Origin of the sequence: Fulvimarina thalattae, from assembly GCF_040239565.1 — a bacterium.
Lineage (GTDB): Bacteria > Pseudomonadota > Alphaproteobacteria > Rhizobiales > Rhizobiaceae > Fulvimarina.
On sequence record NZ_JBEHWS010000005.1, the window covers coordinates 257,784 to 274,289 of the forward strand.

The 16,506-nt window shown below is 63.4% G+C and carries 13 protein-coding genes; 5 read left to right on the forward strand and 8 right to left on the reverse strand.

Features of this window, described 5'->3' with window-relative positions:
- Window positions 1–14: 14 nt before the first annotated feature.
- Both ABRA89_RS09155 and ABRA89_RS09160 read right to left on the reverse strand, forming a co-directional pair.
- Window positions 15–701 carry a glutathione S-transferase family protein gene (locus ABRA89_RS09155; protein ID WP_349941157.1) on the reverse strand — a complete coding sequence of 229 codons (687 nt, stop codon included), beginning with the start codon at window positions 699–701 and terminating at the stop codon, window positions 15–17.
- The gene (locus tag ABRA89_RS09160) at window positions 701–1,183 is read right to left on the reverse strand and encodes a VOC family protein (RefSeq protein WP_349941158.1); all 483 of its coding nucleotides are present in this window, start codon (window positions 1,181–1,183) and stop codon (window positions 701–703) included. Before ABRA89_RS09160 ends, ABRA89_RS09155 begins: the two co-directional genes overlap by 1 nt.
- A 52-nt stretch (window positions 1,184–1,235) precedes the next feature.
- On the opposite strand from ABRA89_RS09160, the gene ABRA89_RS09165 reads away from it, so the two are divergent.
- Window positions 1,236–1,730 carry a MarR family winged helix-turn-helix transcriptional regulator gene (locus ABRA89_RS09165; protein ID WP_349941159.1) on the forward strand — a complete coding sequence of 165 codons (495 nt, stop codon included), beginning with the start codon at window positions 1,236–1,238 and terminating at the stop codon, window positions 1,728–1,730.
- 13 nt (window positions 1,731–1,743) lie between these two features.
- On the opposite strand, the gene aroQ is transcribed toward ABRA89_RS09165, so the two are convergent.
- The 3 genes from aroQ to ABRA89_RS09180 all read right to left on the reverse strand — a co-directional run bounded on the left by aroQ (window position 1,744) and on the right by ABRA89_RS09180 (window position 4,499).
- Complete coding sequence (aroQ, locus tag ABRA89_RS09170) at window positions 1,744–2,181, reverse strand: type II 3-dehydroquinate dehydratase (protein WP_349941160.1); 438 nt, start codon at window positions 2,179–2,181, stop codon at window positions 1,744–1,746.
- A 39-nt stretch (window positions 2,182–2,220) separates the two neighbouring features.
- On the reverse strand, window positions 2,221–4,032 hold the full coding sequence (locus ABRA89_RS09175; RefSeq protein ID WP_349941161.1) for a chloride channel protein: 1,812 nt from the start codon (window positions 4,030–4,032) through the stop codon (window positions 2,221–2,223).
- 176 nt (window positions 4,033–4,208) lie between these two features.
- Window positions 4,209–4,499: an HlyU family transcriptional regulator gene (locus tag ABRA89_RS09180; RefSeq protein WP_349941162.1), complete on the reverse strand. Its 291-nt coding sequence runs from the start codon at window positions 4,497–4,499 to the stop codon at window positions 4,209–4,211.
- A gap of 190 nt (window positions 4,500–4,689) precedes the next feature.
- Here ABRA89_RS09180 and ABRA89_RS09185 point away from each other — a divergent pair, with 190 nt between their 5' ends.
- Window positions 4,690–5,535 carry a DMT family transporter gene (locus tag ABRA89_RS09185; protein WP_349941163.1) on the forward strand — a complete coding sequence of 282 codons (846 nt, stop codon included), beginning with the start codon at window positions 4,690–4,692 and terminating at the stop codon, window positions 5,533–5,535.
- 69 nt (window positions 5,536–5,604) lie between these two features.
- Here the strand turns inward: ABRA89_RS09185 and ABRA89_RS09190 are convergent, their stop codons facing one another.
- The 3 genes from ABRA89_RS09190 to ABRA89_RS09200 form a co-directional block, all read right to left on the reverse strand.
- The gene (locus ABRA89_RS09190; protein ID WP_349941164.1) at window positions 5,605–6,321 is read right to left on the reverse strand and encodes a DUF1013 domain-containing protein; all 717 of its coding nucleotides are present in this window, start codon (window positions 6,319–6,321) and stop codon (window positions 5,605–5,607) included.
- Window positions 6,322–6,487: 166 nt separating this feature from the next.
- Window positions 6,488–7,519: a sodium:calcium antiporter gene (locus ABRA89_RS09195; protein WP_349941165.1), complete on the reverse strand. Its 1,032-nt coding sequence runs from the start codon at window positions 7,517–7,519 to the stop codon at window positions 6,488–6,490.
- A gap of 112 nt (window positions 7,520–7,631) precedes the next feature.
- Window positions 7,632–8,636 carry an NAD(P)H-quinone oxidoreductase gene (locus ABRA89_RS09200; RefSeq protein ID WP_349941166.1) on the reverse strand — a complete coding sequence of 335 codons (1,005 nt, stop codon included), beginning with the start codon at window positions 8,634–8,636 and terminating at the stop codon, window positions 7,632–7,634.
- Between the two features lie 424 nt (window positions 8,637–9,060).
- On the opposite strand from ABRA89_RS09200, the gene rcdA reads away from it, so the two are divergent.
- From rcdA to addA, 3 genes are all read left to right on the forward strand, one after another.
- Window positions 9,061–9,591: a protease adaptor protein RcdA gene (rcdA, locus tag ABRA89_RS09205; protein WP_349941167.1), complete on the forward strand. Its 531-nt coding sequence runs from the start codon at window positions 9,061–9,063 to the stop codon at window positions 9,589–9,591.
- Window positions 9,592–9,670: 79 nt separating this feature from the next.
- Entirely contained in the window at window positions 9,671–12,820 is a 3,150-nt protein-coding gene (gene addB, locus ABRA89_RS09210; RefSeq protein ID WP_349941168.1) for a double-strand break repair protein AddB, read from the forward strand.
- Window positions 12,817–16,464, forward strand: a complete 3,648-nt coding sequence (gene addA / locus ABRA89_RS09215; protein ID WP_349941169.1) for a double-strand break repair helicase AddA — start codon at window positions 12,817–12,819, stop codon at window positions 16,462–16,464. The genes addB and addA overlap by 4 nt, the downstream gene beginning before the upstream one ends.
- The last annotated feature ends 42 nt before the right edge of the window (window positions 16,465–16,506 follow it).

A 16,506-nucleotide genomic window follows, 5' to 3' on the forward strand; every position in this document is an offset into this window, starting at 1 on the left:
GGTGAGCGCTCGGCTCAGGCGCGGAGGGGCGCATTCTTCCTGCCGATTTCGGCGCGCCGGTTTGGCGCGAACTCGCCCCTTTGCAGAAAGGCGAAGCCCTCTTCGATCCGTGGCGGCGCCTCTGGGCGCGCATACATCCGCTCGACGAAGCGGCTGAGGTTCGGCGAGGTATCGAGCCAGCCTACGAACCCCGTCCAGTCCAGCGTGTAGGCGGCCATGAAATCGGCCACCGTCAGGTCCGAGCCGACAAACACCTCACGGTCCGCCATATGTGCTTCGAGCGGCTGCAGCATGCGCCGGCAGTCGCGCTCGGCACAGGCAATATCGCCGGGCACGCGCTGGTCTTCCGGATAGATCGCCGAATGAAGCGCGCTACGCCACAGGGGCTGTTCGATCTCGGTCGCGAGGTAGAACATCCACTGGTGCATCTCGGCGCGCAGCCGTGAATCGGTCGGAATGAACCGGCCGCGCCCATGAACCTCGGCAAGATGCATCATGATCGCGGCGGACTCCGCGATGACCAGATCGCCATCGAGCAAGGCCGGGATCTTTCCTAACGGATTGATCGTCCTGAACGCCTCGCCGTGATGCTCGCCGGCGGGAATGTCCACAGGGATCACCTCACAGGCGAGATCGAGTTCGTTGATCAGCCAGAGCGCCCGGATCGCACGGGTCGGCGGTGTGCCATAGAGTTTCATCATCAGCCCCTCCCGGCCGCAGCCCGTTCGAGTGCCGTGATATCGAGCTTCTTCATCTCCATCATCGCCTGCATTGTCCTCTTCGCTTTGGCGCGGTCCGGATCGGCGATAAGCTTTGGCAGTATTGTCGGGACGATCTGCCAGAAGAGACCGAAGCGGTCCTTCACCCAGCCGCATTGTTCGGCAGACGGATCAGCCGAAAGCGCGGACCAGTAGCAATCGACCTCCTCTTGGGTATCGCAGGCAATGGAGAGAGAAACGGCTTCATTGAACCGTGCGAAAGGACCGCCATTCAGCGCTTGGAACGGGCGGTCGAAAATCGTGAAGTCGACGATCAGCACGTCGCCCTCGCCACCCGCCGGCCATTCGGATGGGCCGCTCGTCACGCGATCGATCTTCGAATCCGGAAAGAGATCGACATAGAAATCGGCGGCCTCCTTGCCGTTGCGATCGAACCAGAGGCAGGTGGTCAACTTGTCGCGCATACGCTGGCATCCCGAGCTTGACCTAAAAGGTTGATATCAACATAATAGCGGAATGTCAAAGGCGGACCCGAATCAACAAAACGAGATCGCCCGTGAAGTGCCATTTCGGACGACCCTGCATGTGCGGGAGCATTGCCTCTGCCTGCATACCCAACGCGCGGCGCGGGCGATCGCGCGCCGGTTCGACCAGGCGTTCCAACATCTTGATCTGAAAAGCGGTCAGTTCTCGCTGCTGATGTCGCTCAACCGGCCGGAGCCGCCGACGCTCGGTTCTGTCTCCACGCTTCTCGGCATGGATCGCACCACGCTGACGGCGAACCTCAAGCCGCTGGAGCGGCGCGGGCTGGTGGAAGTGCGGCCGGACGAAAAGGATCGCCGCGCCCGCCGGCTGATCCTGACGGCAAATGGCCTGTCGCTGCTGGCAGAAGCGGCACCGATCTGGGAGACGACCCAGGCCGAGATCGAAGGGTGGCTTTCCACGCCCGATGCCGACGCCCTTCGCGCGGGCCTCAATGCAATTCGAGACCGCGGCGCAACGCCCGAATAGCCCGCCCCCGACTTTACTTCGCGAGCAGCGAGCAGACCCGGCGCACCGCCGCCTGATAGCCCTCGGTGCCGAGCCCCGCGATTACGCCGTCCGCCCGGCCCGACACATAGGAATGGTGACGGAAGCTCTCGCGCTTGTGGACGTTCGAGATGTGCACCTCGAAGACCAGCCCCTCGAAGGCATTCAGCGCATCGAGGATCGCGACCGAGGTGTGGGTGAAGGCGGCCGGGTTGATGACGATCGCGGCAGAGGTTTCGCGCGCCTCGTGAATCCAGTCGATGATCTCGTATTCGCGGTTCGACTGATGGAAGCGGATGCTGTGCCCCGCCTTCCCCGCAAGCGCCGCGCAATCGCGCTCCACATCGGCCAGAGTCTCATAGCCGTAGATTTCCGGCTGGCGCTTGCCGAGCAGGTTCAGGTTCGGCCCATTGAGGATCATGATCTCGGCCATGGCGGCTTCCTGTGAATCTTCGGGGGACGCTGGCGATTATCAGCCGTAATGGTTCTGCACAACGGCCTTCGCGATCTCCTCGCGGGCGATGATCCCGCAGATGTCGTCGGCGCGCGGAATGCCCGCCGTCTGCCCGATGACGATCGCGGTGGAACGGGTCCGGCGATTCATGCGGGTGATCACGGCATTGAGATTGTCCCGCGCCGAGACGACCACATAGTCGAGCTGGGTAATATCAGCGAGCGTCTGGTTGGCGAAGCGGTCCGGCCTGTAGGGCACGGTACCGAAGCGGACAAAGCCGACGATACGCTGGCCGTCGGCGACGATGACGCGGGTCTTGTCGACCTCGACCTCTTTCAGCGCGTCGGTGACCAGCATGTTCTGCTGGAGCACCGTCACGTTCGTCGCCATCACCTCGCTCGCCCGCTGGACGAGGAACATGTTGGTCGTCCGGTCGGTCGGGATCGGCCGTCCCCGCGCCCTGAGCTTGATCGTGTAGATGTCCGACGTGATCAGCGCGCGCCGCGTGCCGATGGCGATCGCGACGGCCAGCACGAGCGGCAGGATGATCTCGTAGTCGCGCGTCATCTCGAAGATCATGACGATGGCGGTCATCGCCGCGCTCGTCGCCCCGCCCACCATCGCGCCCATGCCGATGATCGCGAAGGTCTCGACGGTCAGCCCGCTTTCCGGGATCACCATATTGCCGAGAAGGCCGATCGCGCCGCCGACGGTCGCGCCCATGAAGAGCGAGGGCGAAAACACCCCGCCCGATGCACCCGAACCGAGCGAGACGCAGGTGGCGAACAGCTTGCCGGCAAAGAGGAGAAGCAGAAGCCCGACCGAGAGAATACCGCCCGAGATAATGTCCTGTATCGTCGCATAGCCGACGCTCATCACGTGATACTGGCCGGTGCCGAGATAGAACGCATAGCCCGACAGGCCGACAAAACTCATGCCGAGGACGTTCTGCACATAGGGATTCAGCTTGGACTGCTCGAAGACGTCCTCCGACCAGGCGAGCACCTTCACGAAAGCCCAGGCCGCAAGCCCGATGACGACGCCCAGTATGGCCGCGAGCACCAGCTCCCAGCCATTCACCGCCTGATCCGGCAGGCCGCCGATCGGCACCATGAAGGCCGACTCGACGCCCATTGCGAGCCGGTAGACATAGGTACTCGTAGCCGTGGCGACGACGACGGGCAGGAAGGTGCGGGTCGAGACTTCCGGCAGCAGCACTTCGGAGGCAAACAGCACCCCACCCAGAGGCGTATTAAAGGTTGCGGCAATACCCGCCCCGGCGCCAGCCGAGAGAAGCGTGATTTTCTGCGGCCGAACGAGGTTCAAGTATCGCGCGAAGGTCGACCCGAAGGACGATCCGATCTGAATGATCGGCCCTTCACGGCCGACGGATGCTCCGGTACCGATGGAAATTGCCGACGCGAGCGATTTTACCAGCGCCACCACCCCGCGCACATTGCCGCGCTTGTGGTAGATCGCGAACATCACCTCCGGCACGCCGTGCCCCTTGGCCTCCGGCGCGAAGTTTCGCACCAGCCAGACGACGATCAGCCCGCCGATCACCGGCACGAGAATGATCCCCGCTCCCCAGACGCTGGGCGGTCCGTATTCCAGCGGTTCGAGCTCCAGCGAGAAAACGCCGTAGAACGCCAGATTTCCGATCACGGCGATCAGATACTTGAAGACAATCGCTCCAAGCCCAGCCACGACACCAACGATGAGCGCCAGCACAAGGAGCGTCCAAATTCGAACCTCCCGCTCGGGCACCGGCTCGATGCCATCCCCTCCGGCTTGCGCTGAAGACGACGGGGCGGGCTGAACGGCGGACATTGCGGAGACTCGGGGCTGGCTTTAGTGGTGAAATTATGAATTGGCCGCCGTCTTAGACCGCTCACTGTCGTCACGCAAACCGGTATTCGGCTCAAAGCGAAACACACCGTGAAGCATAGGGCACCGCCTAACCGGGCTCGTCTTGAAAGAGTTGCTTCGGAGCAGAAACTGACAGTCTACCCGAACACCCCATCGCCCTGCTCGTCGACCACCCGGCGCGCTTTGATCATCGCCGCGGTTTCCGCATCCGTGCGTGAGGGGAACAGATCGGCGCGGATGAGCCGGTGGGATTTCGTCTCGCCGCCGATCTCCTTCTCGATAATGGCGGACAGACGAAACTGGCCGCCCTCCGGCATTGGCGCCGGCGTAATCGTGAAGCCTTCATAGACTTCCGGCTCGCCACGCATCTCGGACGCATTTTCGGATTTCGTGCCAACGCCGAACAGGCGCTTCAGAAAGGATGTCATGCGAGCGAATTAGGGTTGCGGCAGCGGATGGCAAAACTCGATCAAGGCACCTGCTCAAACCAGCATACAAATGGAAATTCTCAGCTGGGATTTTCCTGAAGATCGATGACAAAGCGGCATTTGCCACGCACCGCACGGAGGGATAGCTTCTCGCCCGTGCAAGCCTCCTCGTCCATTCGGATCAATCTTGATGTCGCTCGTTGTCTTTGCCGCCGTTCTCGCCGCGGCCTGTCTTCATGCGCTCTGGAATGCCATGGCGAAGGGCGGCAGCGACAAGCTCGTCTCGATGGCGGCAATCGTCTCGGGCCATGTGCCGGTCGCCGTCCTGCTCGCCGCCTATCTGCCAATGCCCGTGCCGGAGAGTTGGCCCTATATCGCGGCGAGCATGGGGCTCCACGTCGGCTATCAGTATTGCCTTCTGCGGTCCTATCGCATCGGTGATCTCACACAGGTCTATCCGATCGCCCGGGGCATTGCGCCGCTCATCGTCGCCCTCGTCTCGATCTTGTTTCTCGGCGTCGCGCTCTCGTTGCCGGAGATGATTGCGATCGCGCTTATCGGATCGGGGATCGTCAGCCTCGGCCTCGTGCGCAGCAAGACGGGCCTTCGCAATCCAGCGGCAACGGCCTTTGCCATCACGACCGGCTGCTTCATCGCCGCCTACTCATTGAATGACGGCACCGGAGCGCGGCTCTCGGGCGAACCGATCGCTTTCTATGCCTGGGCCTCGCTCGGCAATGCGCTGATCTTCCTCGCCGGGATCCGCATTCTTGCGCCCGGCACGCTGTCGCGCATGCGTCGCGAAGCCGGACGCACACTGGTCATCGGCGCGAACGCATCCTTCCTCGCCTATGCCATCGTCGTCTGGGCCTTCACCGAGGCGCCGATCGCGCTGGTCACGGCCCTGCGCGAGACATCGATCCTCTTCGCGCTGCTCATCGGCGTCTTCGTGCTGAAGGAAAGACTCGATCTCGCCAAGGTCATCTCGACCTTCGTCACCATCGCGGGGGCCGCGCTCTTACGCGTCTCGAAATAGACGAAGGCCGCACCGAGGTTATCCGGTACGGCCTTCGAGTTCAGCTCAGAGAAGTATTGAGAAGACCGATCAGCGGTCGTCGCTGTCCTCGTCCTCGCTCTTGCCCTTCATGGAGGAGAGCTTGGCGAAGACGGCCGCCGCATCGAGCTCTTCGTCCTCGCTGTCGGACTTGCCCGCACCGGCGCCGGCGGAGACCCAGTTCTCTGTCTGGGAGGCCGAGAGCAGACGCTCTTCCTCGGCCAAATCTTCCGGCTTCGGCGGCAGGCCGCGCGTCGCCTTCTCGACTTCGAGGTCAAGATCGATCTGCGTGCAAAGGCCGAGGGTCACCGGGTCCATCGGCACGAGATTGGCCGAATTCCAGTGGGTCCGCTCGCGGATCGCCTCGATCGTGTTCTTCGTCGTACCGACGAGACGCGAGATCGCCGCGTTTTCGAGCTCGGAATGGTTGCGCACCAGCCAGAGGATGGCGTTCGGACGGTCCTGGCGCTTGGAGACCGGCGTATAGCGCGGCGCCTTGCGCTTGGCTTCCGGCACGCGAACCTTCGGCGGGGCGAGCTTCAGCTTCAGCTTGCCGTTCTTTTCCGCCTGCTCGATATCATCGCGCGAAAGCTGACCATTGAGGATCGGGTCGAGACCCTTGATCCCCTGAGCCGCTTCGCCGTCGGCGATAGCCTTGATCTCGAGCGGATGCATCGAGCAGAAATCGGCGATCTGGTCGAAGGACAAAGACGTGTTGTCGACGAGCCAAACGGCGGTCGCTTTGGGCATCAAAAGTTGCTGGGCCACGAATACAATCCTTCTCTTGCGCCGCTCCGGAGGGGCGGGCTGTGGATGTCACCACGATGTCCGGGAAATCGGTGTGTCTTATAAGGCGTCGAACGCCTCGCCGCAACAACGCGGAACCGTCAAATTTGAAACGAATGGGCGCGAAGCGAGCCGCGCCCTCTCCGGTTCAAACCAGCAGCACCAATACAGACAAGCCGTAAAGCAGGAAAACGCCGGTCGACTCGAAACCGATATTGAGGAAACCCCTCTTCTCTCGCTTCATCATGCCGAGCAGGATCAGCGTCACCATCAGCATGGCAAACAGCGCGGTCGCCTGGTCATCGTCTGTCGCCGACTTGTAGATCGATTCATCAGAGACGAAATCGGCAGCCGACAGAAACAGCACTTCGAAGGCATTGCCGCCGATAATATCGCCGACAGCAAGCCCCACCGCGCCGATCCGCACCGCCGCAATCGCCGTCACCAGCTCCGGCAGGGAGTTTGCGATGGCGGTAAATGTCGTTCCGAACAGCGTCTGTGAGACTCCGGTCACTTCGACGAGCGCGATCGAAGCCTCGCCTATCGCATAGCCGGCGACGGCGGTGATCCCGGCGTAAAGCAGGAAGAGCAGCCAGAGCTTTTTGTCGGAACGCTTGTCGTAGCTTTCCGAAGCGTCGGACTCCTCCTCCCGCGTCTCGTCCGTCTGCTTGGCGAACCACATGTCCTCTGCGCGGACCTGACGCAGCAGCAAGAGGCCGCCGATATAGGTGATCGGCAGGAGAATGGAGATGGGATGGGTCCCGAACACGCTGAGGCCCGTCGTCACGGAGCCGATAAGGGCCATGCACAGAAGCGCGTTCAGAAGAATGCCCTGCGCCAGTGCCACGGGCGTTGCAGCGGCATGCTCCAGATTGGCGCGGCGATAGAACAGATCGGCGACCGCGATGAAAAGGGTCTGTGCGGTCAGCCCGCCGAGCGCATTGCCGATCGCAAGCTCCGGAAACCCCTGATAGGCCGTCGAGACGGAGGTGATCGCGCCGGGAAGCGATGTCGATACGCCCACAAATAGCGCGCCCGCGACGACTTCTCCCATCCCTGTGCGATCGGCCAGTTCGTCGGCGATCGTCGAAAGCTTCACTCCGGCATAGCCGATGGCCGCCGCCGAAGCGAAAAAGAGGATGATGTTCCCCGTGAGCCCGAGGCCCGCAAAATCGATCATGAAACGCGTTTGACCAATGCTTGGCGCCGCGGGGCGCCGTGATGTCCTGGGCGATGAGGTGGGCCACCTCAGTAGCTTGTCCAGAAATTACGCGCGGGCGGATCGAGAACCGTCAGCCCCCGCGGCCAGTCGTCAGGACGATCTTGCCGATATGATCCTCGTCGAGATGGCGATGCGCCTCCGCCGCCTCTTCGAGCGGGTACGTCTTCTCCATCACCGGCCCGACCTTGCCACTCGCAAGCAGGGGGATCACGAGACGCTCGATATCGCGGGCGATATCCGCCTTGAACTCGACGGAACGCGCGCGCAACGTCGATCCGGTGAAGACGAGCCGCTTCAGCATGATCCGACTGAGGTCGATCTCGGCCTTCGGGCCATTCAGGAAGGCGATCTGGACGATCCGACCTTCAACCGCCGCGCATTTGAGGTTTCGGTTTGCATAACCGCCGCCGACCATGTCGAGTATGACGTCGGCGCCATGACCGCCGGTCGCTTCCTTCAACGCTTCGACGAAGTCGGTCTCCTTGTAATTGAAGCACTTTTCTGCGCCGAGCTTTTCGGCTGCCGCGCACTTCTCCGCGCTCCCGGCCGTCGCGAAGACGCGGGCCCCAAAATGCTTTGCCATCTGGATCGCCGTCGTGCCGATCCCGCTCGTGCCGCCATGAACGAGAAAGACCTCGCCCTTCTTGAGCCCGGCCCGCATGAAGACATTGCTCCAGACCGTGAAGAAGGTTTCGGGAACAGCCGCGGCTTCCTCGAAGCCCATTCCATCCGGCACCTGGATCGCGTTCGTCTCGTGAACCGTCACGGCTTCGGCATAACCACCGCCGGCCACCAGCGCCATGACTCGATCGCCGATCTCGAAGCGCGAGGCGCCCTCGCCCAGCTTCTCGACGACACCGGCAACCTCCAGCCCCGGCCATTCCGGCGCGCCCTTCGGCGGCGGATAGACACCCATGCGCTGCATCACATCCGGACGGTTGACGCCCGCCGCCGCCACTGCAACACGGATCTCGCCGGGTCCGGGTTCCGGCATCGGGCGCATCTCGGTGACAAGCACCTCCGGCCCGCCCGAACCATTCAGCCCGATGATCCGCATCTCTTGTGCCTCAGCCATTCGATATCCTCCACATTTCGCCGCTGCGGGCCCACTTAGTGAAGAAATTGATGATGGGGAGGTTGCGCGTTAATCCTCGGTCAAGGTTTACGGTGTTTAATCAAGATAGTTCGGAACTGGATCATTTGAGCCGATCCCGGATAGACGAGGCCCTCTGCGAGTGCCTTGTTTGACGCCTCCCTGTTGAAACTCCTGAGAGCCGTTTTCGACGGCTCTTTTTTTTGTTCGCGCGTCGTCTTCTGCGCTGGCCGGCTCTGTTGCTCGCCGTCGGTGCATGCTATTCATCCACAAGCGCTTTTGAGGTATTAACCCTCCTTAACAGCGGATTCTTGCGTTTGCGCCATTAACCCGGCATTTTCGCAAGCGGTGATTGAGGCCGGCTGACGATTGACGATGCCAGGCGAGTGGAGCACCTTTCGAGTTCATGAGCCATAGCACGAACGACAGCCCGAACGCCGCGGCGCCGGTGCGCCTCGCCGAACACAAGGCCCACAGCCGCGCGTTCCAGCCGATCTTCGATGAAGGCATGGCGCTCGTCGACGAGACGGCGAGCTATCTCGATGGCGAAGGCCGAACCGCTTCCAAGGGTTTGCCGAAATCCGTCTCGACGCTTTATGCTGCCGAATCCATGCGTCTCACCACACGCCTCATGCAGATGGCGTCATGGCTTCTGCTTCAGCGCGCCCTCAACGAGGGCGACATGACCCGCGCGCAGGTCGAGTCGGAAAAGACCAAGGTCCGCCTCAACGGCGAGGCCGAAACGCCGTCCGACCAGAGCTACGTCTACCTTCCGGACGAATTTCGCGATCTCGTGATGCGCGCCACCCTTCTCGAACGCCGCATCGCCATCCTTGATCGCGAGCTCTACGGCGTGTCGCGAAACATCGACGATCGACCCGTCGGCAATCCCGTGGGCGAGCAGATCAACCTGTTGAAGACCGTCTTCCACAGGTAGTTTCCCGCGCTGAGGGAATGGCTTGAGCAAGCGGCGGGCCTGCCTTTCCAAACGGTGAGCGAGCCCGTACCGTCCGGCCATGCGCGCCAACTTCTTTTCAATTCCGCTCCGCTCCCCCTTTCTTGCGACGCTCGCCGATAGCCTGCTCGATGGAAAGCTCGATGTCGGTTATCGATATGACGGCGACCCGCTCTCCCTCGCCGATATCCTGATCTACGTGCCGACCCGGCGCGCTGCTCGCTCGCTCGCCTTCGCGTTTCAGGCAAAGCTCGGCGACAAGGCCGCGATCCTGCCGCAGATCAGGCCGATCGGCGAAGGCGACGAGGCTGAACTCCTGCAAGGCGCCGATCCGGCAATGGTGCTGGATCCGGTCATGGGCGAACTCGAACGCCGCCTCGAACTTGCCCGCCTCGTCCGGCGCTGGCGCACGATGACACGCGAGGCCGAGCTGAAGGCACTCTTCGGATCGGAGGATGTGGTTCTGCCGGCATCAGCCGCCGACGCGCTCTATCTCGCCTCCGATCTCGGCGCACTTCTGGACGAAATCGAAACGGAAGGTGTTCCGTTCTCCCAGCTCGGCGATCTTGCACCGGAGGAACTTACAGAGTGGTGGCGGCTCACGCTCACTTTCCTCACCATCGTCACGCAGCACTGGCCTGAGCAGCTCGCGGCCGATGGCCGCATCAGTGAAGCGCGGGCCAAGAACGACTGGCTGAAGAGCGAGGCGAACCGGCTGCGCAATCATCCGCCCGCCGGCCCCGTCATCCTTGCCGGCTCGACGGCCACCGCTCCGCAGACAATCGCGCTGATGCGCGTCATCGCGAATATGGAAAAGGGCGCTGTCGTCCTTCCCGGCCTCGATCACGACCTCGACGAAAAGGCCTTCGCGGCGATAGATCGAAGCCTCGCAATCGCCTCGCCCGGTCATCCGCAATACGGTTTGAAGCGGATACTGGATGGTACGCTGATCGATCGGGACAGCGTGAACGTGCTGAGCACCGACGATCGCCTGCTTTCCCGCGAACGCTTCCTCTCCGATGCTCTGAGACCGGCCGAAACGACGGAGCACTGGAGCAAAAGCGCGCAGGAACACGGCTATGCAGCACTCGATGACATCGCATTGATCGAAGCCGCAGAACCGCGAGAGGAAGCTCTCGCCATCGCATGCGCGATGCGCGACGCCCTCTCCGATCCGACGGCCACCTGCGCCCTCGTGACGCCGGACCGCAATCTTGCTCGCCGGGTCGTCATCGAACTGGAACGTTTCGGCATCCGCGCCAACGACTCCGCCGGCCGGCCTTTGAAAACCACGGCGCCGGGCACCCTGGCCTCGACACTTCTGTCGGCCGCCTTCGCACCGGGTGATCCGATCCCGCTTCTGGCGCTGCTCAAGCATCCGCTCGTTCGCCTCGGCATGACCTCTGCCGAAGCCCGCCGCGCTGCCCGCGCGATCGAACTCATCGCCCTGCGCGGCTCGGTCGAGATCGCCGATGCGGCCAACCTCGCCGAGATCGTCGACAGACGACTCCTCGGCTCAGCGCGACAGAGCGAAGACGAAGCGGCGGCCCAAGTCGCGAAGGAAGACCGCGTCCGTCTCTCGCGCCCGGCACAGCTCGTCTCGGAAGAGGACCGCGAACTCGCGCGCATCTTCGCGCACTCCTTCCAGACAGCCATCGCCCCGCTGATCGCTCGTCGCGGAGAGGACACCCGCGAACTTGCCGACTACGCCATCGTGCTTGCGCAGGTACTCGAAGCGTTTGCCTGCGATGAGAAAAGCCGTCCGCGCGAACTTTACGCCGAAGAGCCGGGCCGCGCCTTTCAGGAGTTCCTCGCAAACCTCGTTTCGGCACCCCGCACGGGTTTCGACTTCCCGGCAAGCGAACTTGAAGACGTCGTCGATGCGCTGATGGCCGGCGTCACGGTGCGCCCGCGCGGCGGCCTTTCGGCCCGCGCCTTCGTCTGGGGCACGCTCGAAGCCCGCCTCCAGAGCGTCGATACGGCGATCCTCGGCGGTCTCAACGAAGGCACGTGGCCGGCCGGCGCCAAGAGTGGCGCCTTCCTGTCGCGCATGATGCGCCGGGACATCGCGCTCGATCCGCCGGAGCGCCGCATCGGCCTCGCGGCCCACGACTTCTGGATGGCGATGGGCGCGCGGCGCGTCATCCTTACCCGCTCGACGAAACAGGACGGCGCCCCCACCATCGCCGCGCGCTGGCTCCAGCGCATGTCGGCCCTCGCCGGGCCTAAGCTGACGCGTGAGCTGAAAGACCGTGGCGCGATCTATCTCAATGCCGCCCGCTGCCTGGAAGATGCGCCCCGTGCCGACATAGCCGCACGGCCTCAGCCCAAGCCGCCTGTCGACAAGCGCCCCAAGCGCTACTCCGTCACCGAAGTCGAGACGCTGATCCGCGACCCCTACGCAATCCACGCCGCGAAGATCCTTCAGCTCGAACCGCTCGACCCGCTGATGCGCTCGCCCGATGCGGCAGAACGCGGTTCCCTCTACCACGCTGTCCTTTCGGACTTCGTAGAGAACGGCCTCGATCCGATGGCCGACACCGCGCTCGAGCAGCTCATTGAGATTGCCCGCACCCGCTTTGACAACGAGCAGCTGCCGGCCGAAATCGAAGCCTTCTGGTGGCCACGCATGGAGGCGATCGCCGCTGGCTATCTCCACTGGGAGCGGGGTCGCAATGAGAAGGTCGCTGTCCGAAACGCCGAAATCTCGGGTGGCATCACGGTCACCGGCCTCAATGTCGAACTGGTCGGCAAGGCCGATCGGATCGACGTCATGACCGACGGCTCGATCGAGATCATCGACTTCAAGACCGGCACCGCACCCTCGGTCGCCCAGGCGCGCACCCTTCTTGCGCCGCAGATGCCGCTGGAAGGCGGCATGGCCCTGCGCGGCGGTTTCGAGGATCTGAAGGACACGGATCGCATCCACGATCTCACCTATGTCCGACTTCGCGAGCGCGAGGTCTATCCGGAAGGTCTCTCCAAGCCCGCGACGAAAACGGCAGAGGCCGTCGATCCAATGGACCTCTCGATCAAGGCCATTACAAAGTTCGAGGGCCTCGTCGCGAAATTCCAGAAGCCCGATACGCCCTTCACCTCTCGCTTCCGCCCGGCCTATGCCGGCGAGTTCACAGGCCCCTACGACCATCTGGCGCGCGCCCGTGAATGGGCCGTCGCTGGCGGCGCGACCGAGGGAGCCTCGGACGAATGAGCAGCTTCGCCGTCAGCGATTACACCGCCCAGCAGCAGAGGATCGCCGCCGATCCGAACCTCTCGGTCTTCGTCTCCGCCAATGCCGGCGCCGGAAAGACCCATGTCCTCACAGAGCGCGTGGTGCGGCTTCTGCTCGCTGGCTTCGATCCATCGAAAATACTTTGCCTCACCTTCACCAAGGCCGCCGCCGCCGAAATGTCGAACCGCGTCTTTGCGCGCCTCAGTGCATGGGCAGTGATGGAGGGTGAAACCCTTACCGGTGAAATCGCAAAGCTCGAAGGCCGCGCGCCGAAACCCGAGCGGATCGACCAGGCGCGCCAGCTCTTTGCCCGAGCCCTGGAAACACCGGGCGGACTGAAGATCCAGACGATCCACGCCTTCTGCGAGGCGATCCTCCACCAGTTTCCGCTCGAAGCCAATGTCGCAGGCCATTTCGAGGTGCTGGACGATGCCGAAAGCCGCCTCATGCTGGGCGAGGTCCGCCGCCGGCTGGTCACGGGCGCTGCGGCGCTCGCGGCAGAGCGAGAAGCCGCCGGCGAACTGCGCGAAGCCTTCGCCGAAGCGCTTTCAATCGGCGGCGAATTCGGCTTCGACGGGCTGCTCGGAGAAATCGTGCAGAAGCGCGACGATATCCGCCGCCACATCGAAAGTTGCGGCGGTCTCGAAGGCGCAGTCTCCTTTATGGCGGAGGCACTCGGCATTGATCCAAACGCGGACGAACCCGCGATCTTGTCAGCGCACGGCCCCATCCCCGGCTTCGACCCGAGTTACTGCGAGATTGTGCAGCACCTCGCCGAGCGCAGCGACAAGAAGACCGATCAACGCCTCGTCGACCTGCTGCCTGCCCTGAAGGCTGCCGCCGATCCGCTCGAACGCCTCGCCATTCTCAAGCAGATCGTCATGACGCAGGCAGGTGGTCGTCGCGCCTCGGTCGCGACGAAAGCAATCACCGGCGAATTGCCGGACTTCCCGGATCGCGTTGGAGAAGCGCAAGCCTATGTTGAAATGGCCGAAGATCGCCTCGCCGCCCTCAGGCTTTTCCGCGCGTCCCGCGCCGCGCTTGTCATCGCCGATGCGCTGGAACGCGACTATGCCCTTCTGAAGCGCCGCCGGGGCCGGCTCGATTTCACCGACCTCATCGCTCGCACCGCCGATCTCCTGACCCGGTCCGAGGCGGCGGCATGGGTGCACTACAAGCTCGATCAGGGCATCGACCATATCCTCATCGACGAAGCGCAGGATACGAGCCCGCGCCAGTGGCAGGTGATGCGTCAGCTCGTCGACGAATTCTTCGTCGGTCGCTCCACGCACAACCGCACCCGCACTGTCTTCGCCGTGGGCGACGAGAAGCAGTCGATCTATTCCTTCCAGGGCGCCTCGCCGCATATGTTCGATCTCGAACGGCGTGCCGTGAAAGCCAAGGCCGACGAGGCCGGCCTGAAGTTCGCGCCGGTCTCGCTCAACCAGTCCTTCCGTACGCTGGAAGCCGTTCTCGGCGCCGTCGATCAGGTGTTCGAAGCGCCCGAGAACCGGCAGGGCCTATCGACGAGCGGCGAGAGGCCGGTCCACACCTCCGCCCGGCAGGATGGCGAAGGCCTCGTCGAGATCTGGCCGACCATCCGGGCTGAGAGCGCCGTAGAGCCGGAGAGCTGGCTCGACGCAATGGACGAGGAGCCGAAATCTTCGCCCGCCTATCGTCTGGCGCAGCAGATCGCCAAACAGATCGAGGAATGGATCGGCGATCCTGTCGTCGATAAGGGCGAGACTCGGCCACTCGATGCCGGCGACGTCATGATCCTCGTACGCAAGCGGACGAACTTCATCCCGGCCATGGCCGCTGCCCTGCGCGATCGCAATATTTCCGTCGCCGGCGCAGACAGGCTGACCATCACCGAGCATATCGCCGTTCAGGATCTCGTCGCCCTTGGCCGGGTGGCAACAAACTTCGAGGACGATCTCTCCCTCGCCGCTCTCCTCAAGAGCCCGCTCTTCGAATTCACCGACGACGAGCTCATGGCGCTCGCTCTTTCGCGCGGCAAGCGCGAACATCTGTCGGCAGGCTTGCGAAAGCTCGGCGGCGAGGAAGGGCCCGGGCGCATTCCCGACTGGTACCCGGACGGTGAAGACTCAAAGCGCCTTCTCCAAAAGGCGAAATACGCCATCGGCCGCCTTGACGAGCTTAGAAACCGCACAGGCTTCGAATCCGTCTTCACCTTCTACGCCCGCATCCTCGGGCCCGAAGGCGGCCGGGCGAAGCTCATGGCCCGGCTCGGCCGCGATACGAGCGACGTCATCGACGCCTTCCTCGATCTCGCCCTTGCCGAGGATATGGCCGGCGTCTCCGGCCTCGATGCCTTCCTGAGCGATCTCGAAGCCTCGCCGCCGGAAATCAAGCGCGAGATGGAAGGCGGACGTCGCGAAGTGCGCATCATGACGACGCACGCTTCAAAAGGTCTCGAAGCGCCGGTCGTCTTCCTCGTCGATCCGGGCTCGGCGCCCTTTCACGGCTCGCACGGCTCACGCCTGATGCGCTGGGAGGAGATGCCCGGCCTCGTGGCCGATCAGGCCCCCGGCTTTCTCTGGCGCGCATCGAAAGAGGTCGAGAGTTCGGCCATCGCGGCGCTGCGCGAGACCGAGAAGCAGCGCGCCGAGGAGGAATATCGCCGGCTTCTCTATGTCGGCATGACGCGGGCCGCCGAGCGGCTCGTCATTTGCGGGATGGCCGGAACGCGCGGCCCCAGCGATGAGGCTTGGCGTGAGCGGGTCCAGGCTGCCTTGGTTCCGAACGCCGCAGAAATCACAAACGAAGCCGGTGAAACCCTCTGCTGGCGCATCGGAAGCCGCCGTACCGGACCGACACAGGCCCGCCCTGCCGACGCTCGCGGCCAGATGCCGCGCGAACTCGATCTATCGAAACTCGAAGAGGAAGTGCCGCCCCCGCGCCCCCTGACGCCCTCCTCCGCAGGCGCTGCCTTCGAGGCGGACGAGGCCGATCCAGAGATGCCGGAGGAGATCGAAACCACCCAAGGACAGGATGAGCCTGCCTATGTCTCTCCGGTCCTCGGGGCTTCAGCCACGCCCTCGCTCGGCATCCAGCGCGGACTGCTCGTCCATCGTCTCCTCCAGCATCTGCCGACGCTCTCGCCGGATGACCGTGAGCCGGTCGCGGAAGCCTATGCACGGCGCGCCCTCCCCCAGGTCGGCGATGCCCATCGCAACCGTTTGCTCGCTTCCGTCCACCAGCTGATGACCGATCCGGCCTTCGCTCATGTCTTCGCCGAAGGAAGCAGCGCCGAGGTGGCCATCGCCGGAACCGTCCGCATCGGCCGCACCGAATACGCCGTCAACGGCACAATCGACCGGCTGGCAGTGACCGAGACGGACGTCCTCATCGTCGACTACAAGACGAATCGTCCGGCGCCGCAAACGCTCGGCGATGTCCCGAAAGATTATATCCGCCAGCTTGCGATCTACCGCGCGCTGGTGATGCAGCTCTATCCCGGACGCCAGGTCCGCGCGGCGCTTCTCTTTACTGAAGGCCCGCATTTCATCACCCTTGATGAGCCGGTGATGGAGGCAGCACTCGGGAATCTGGAAAACGGTTCTCGGTCGGAGCCGAAACAGGGCATGTCGTCCGCTTGAATCCGTGTTCCCCAGCGTCTACCTGTCAGCCAACAACGAATT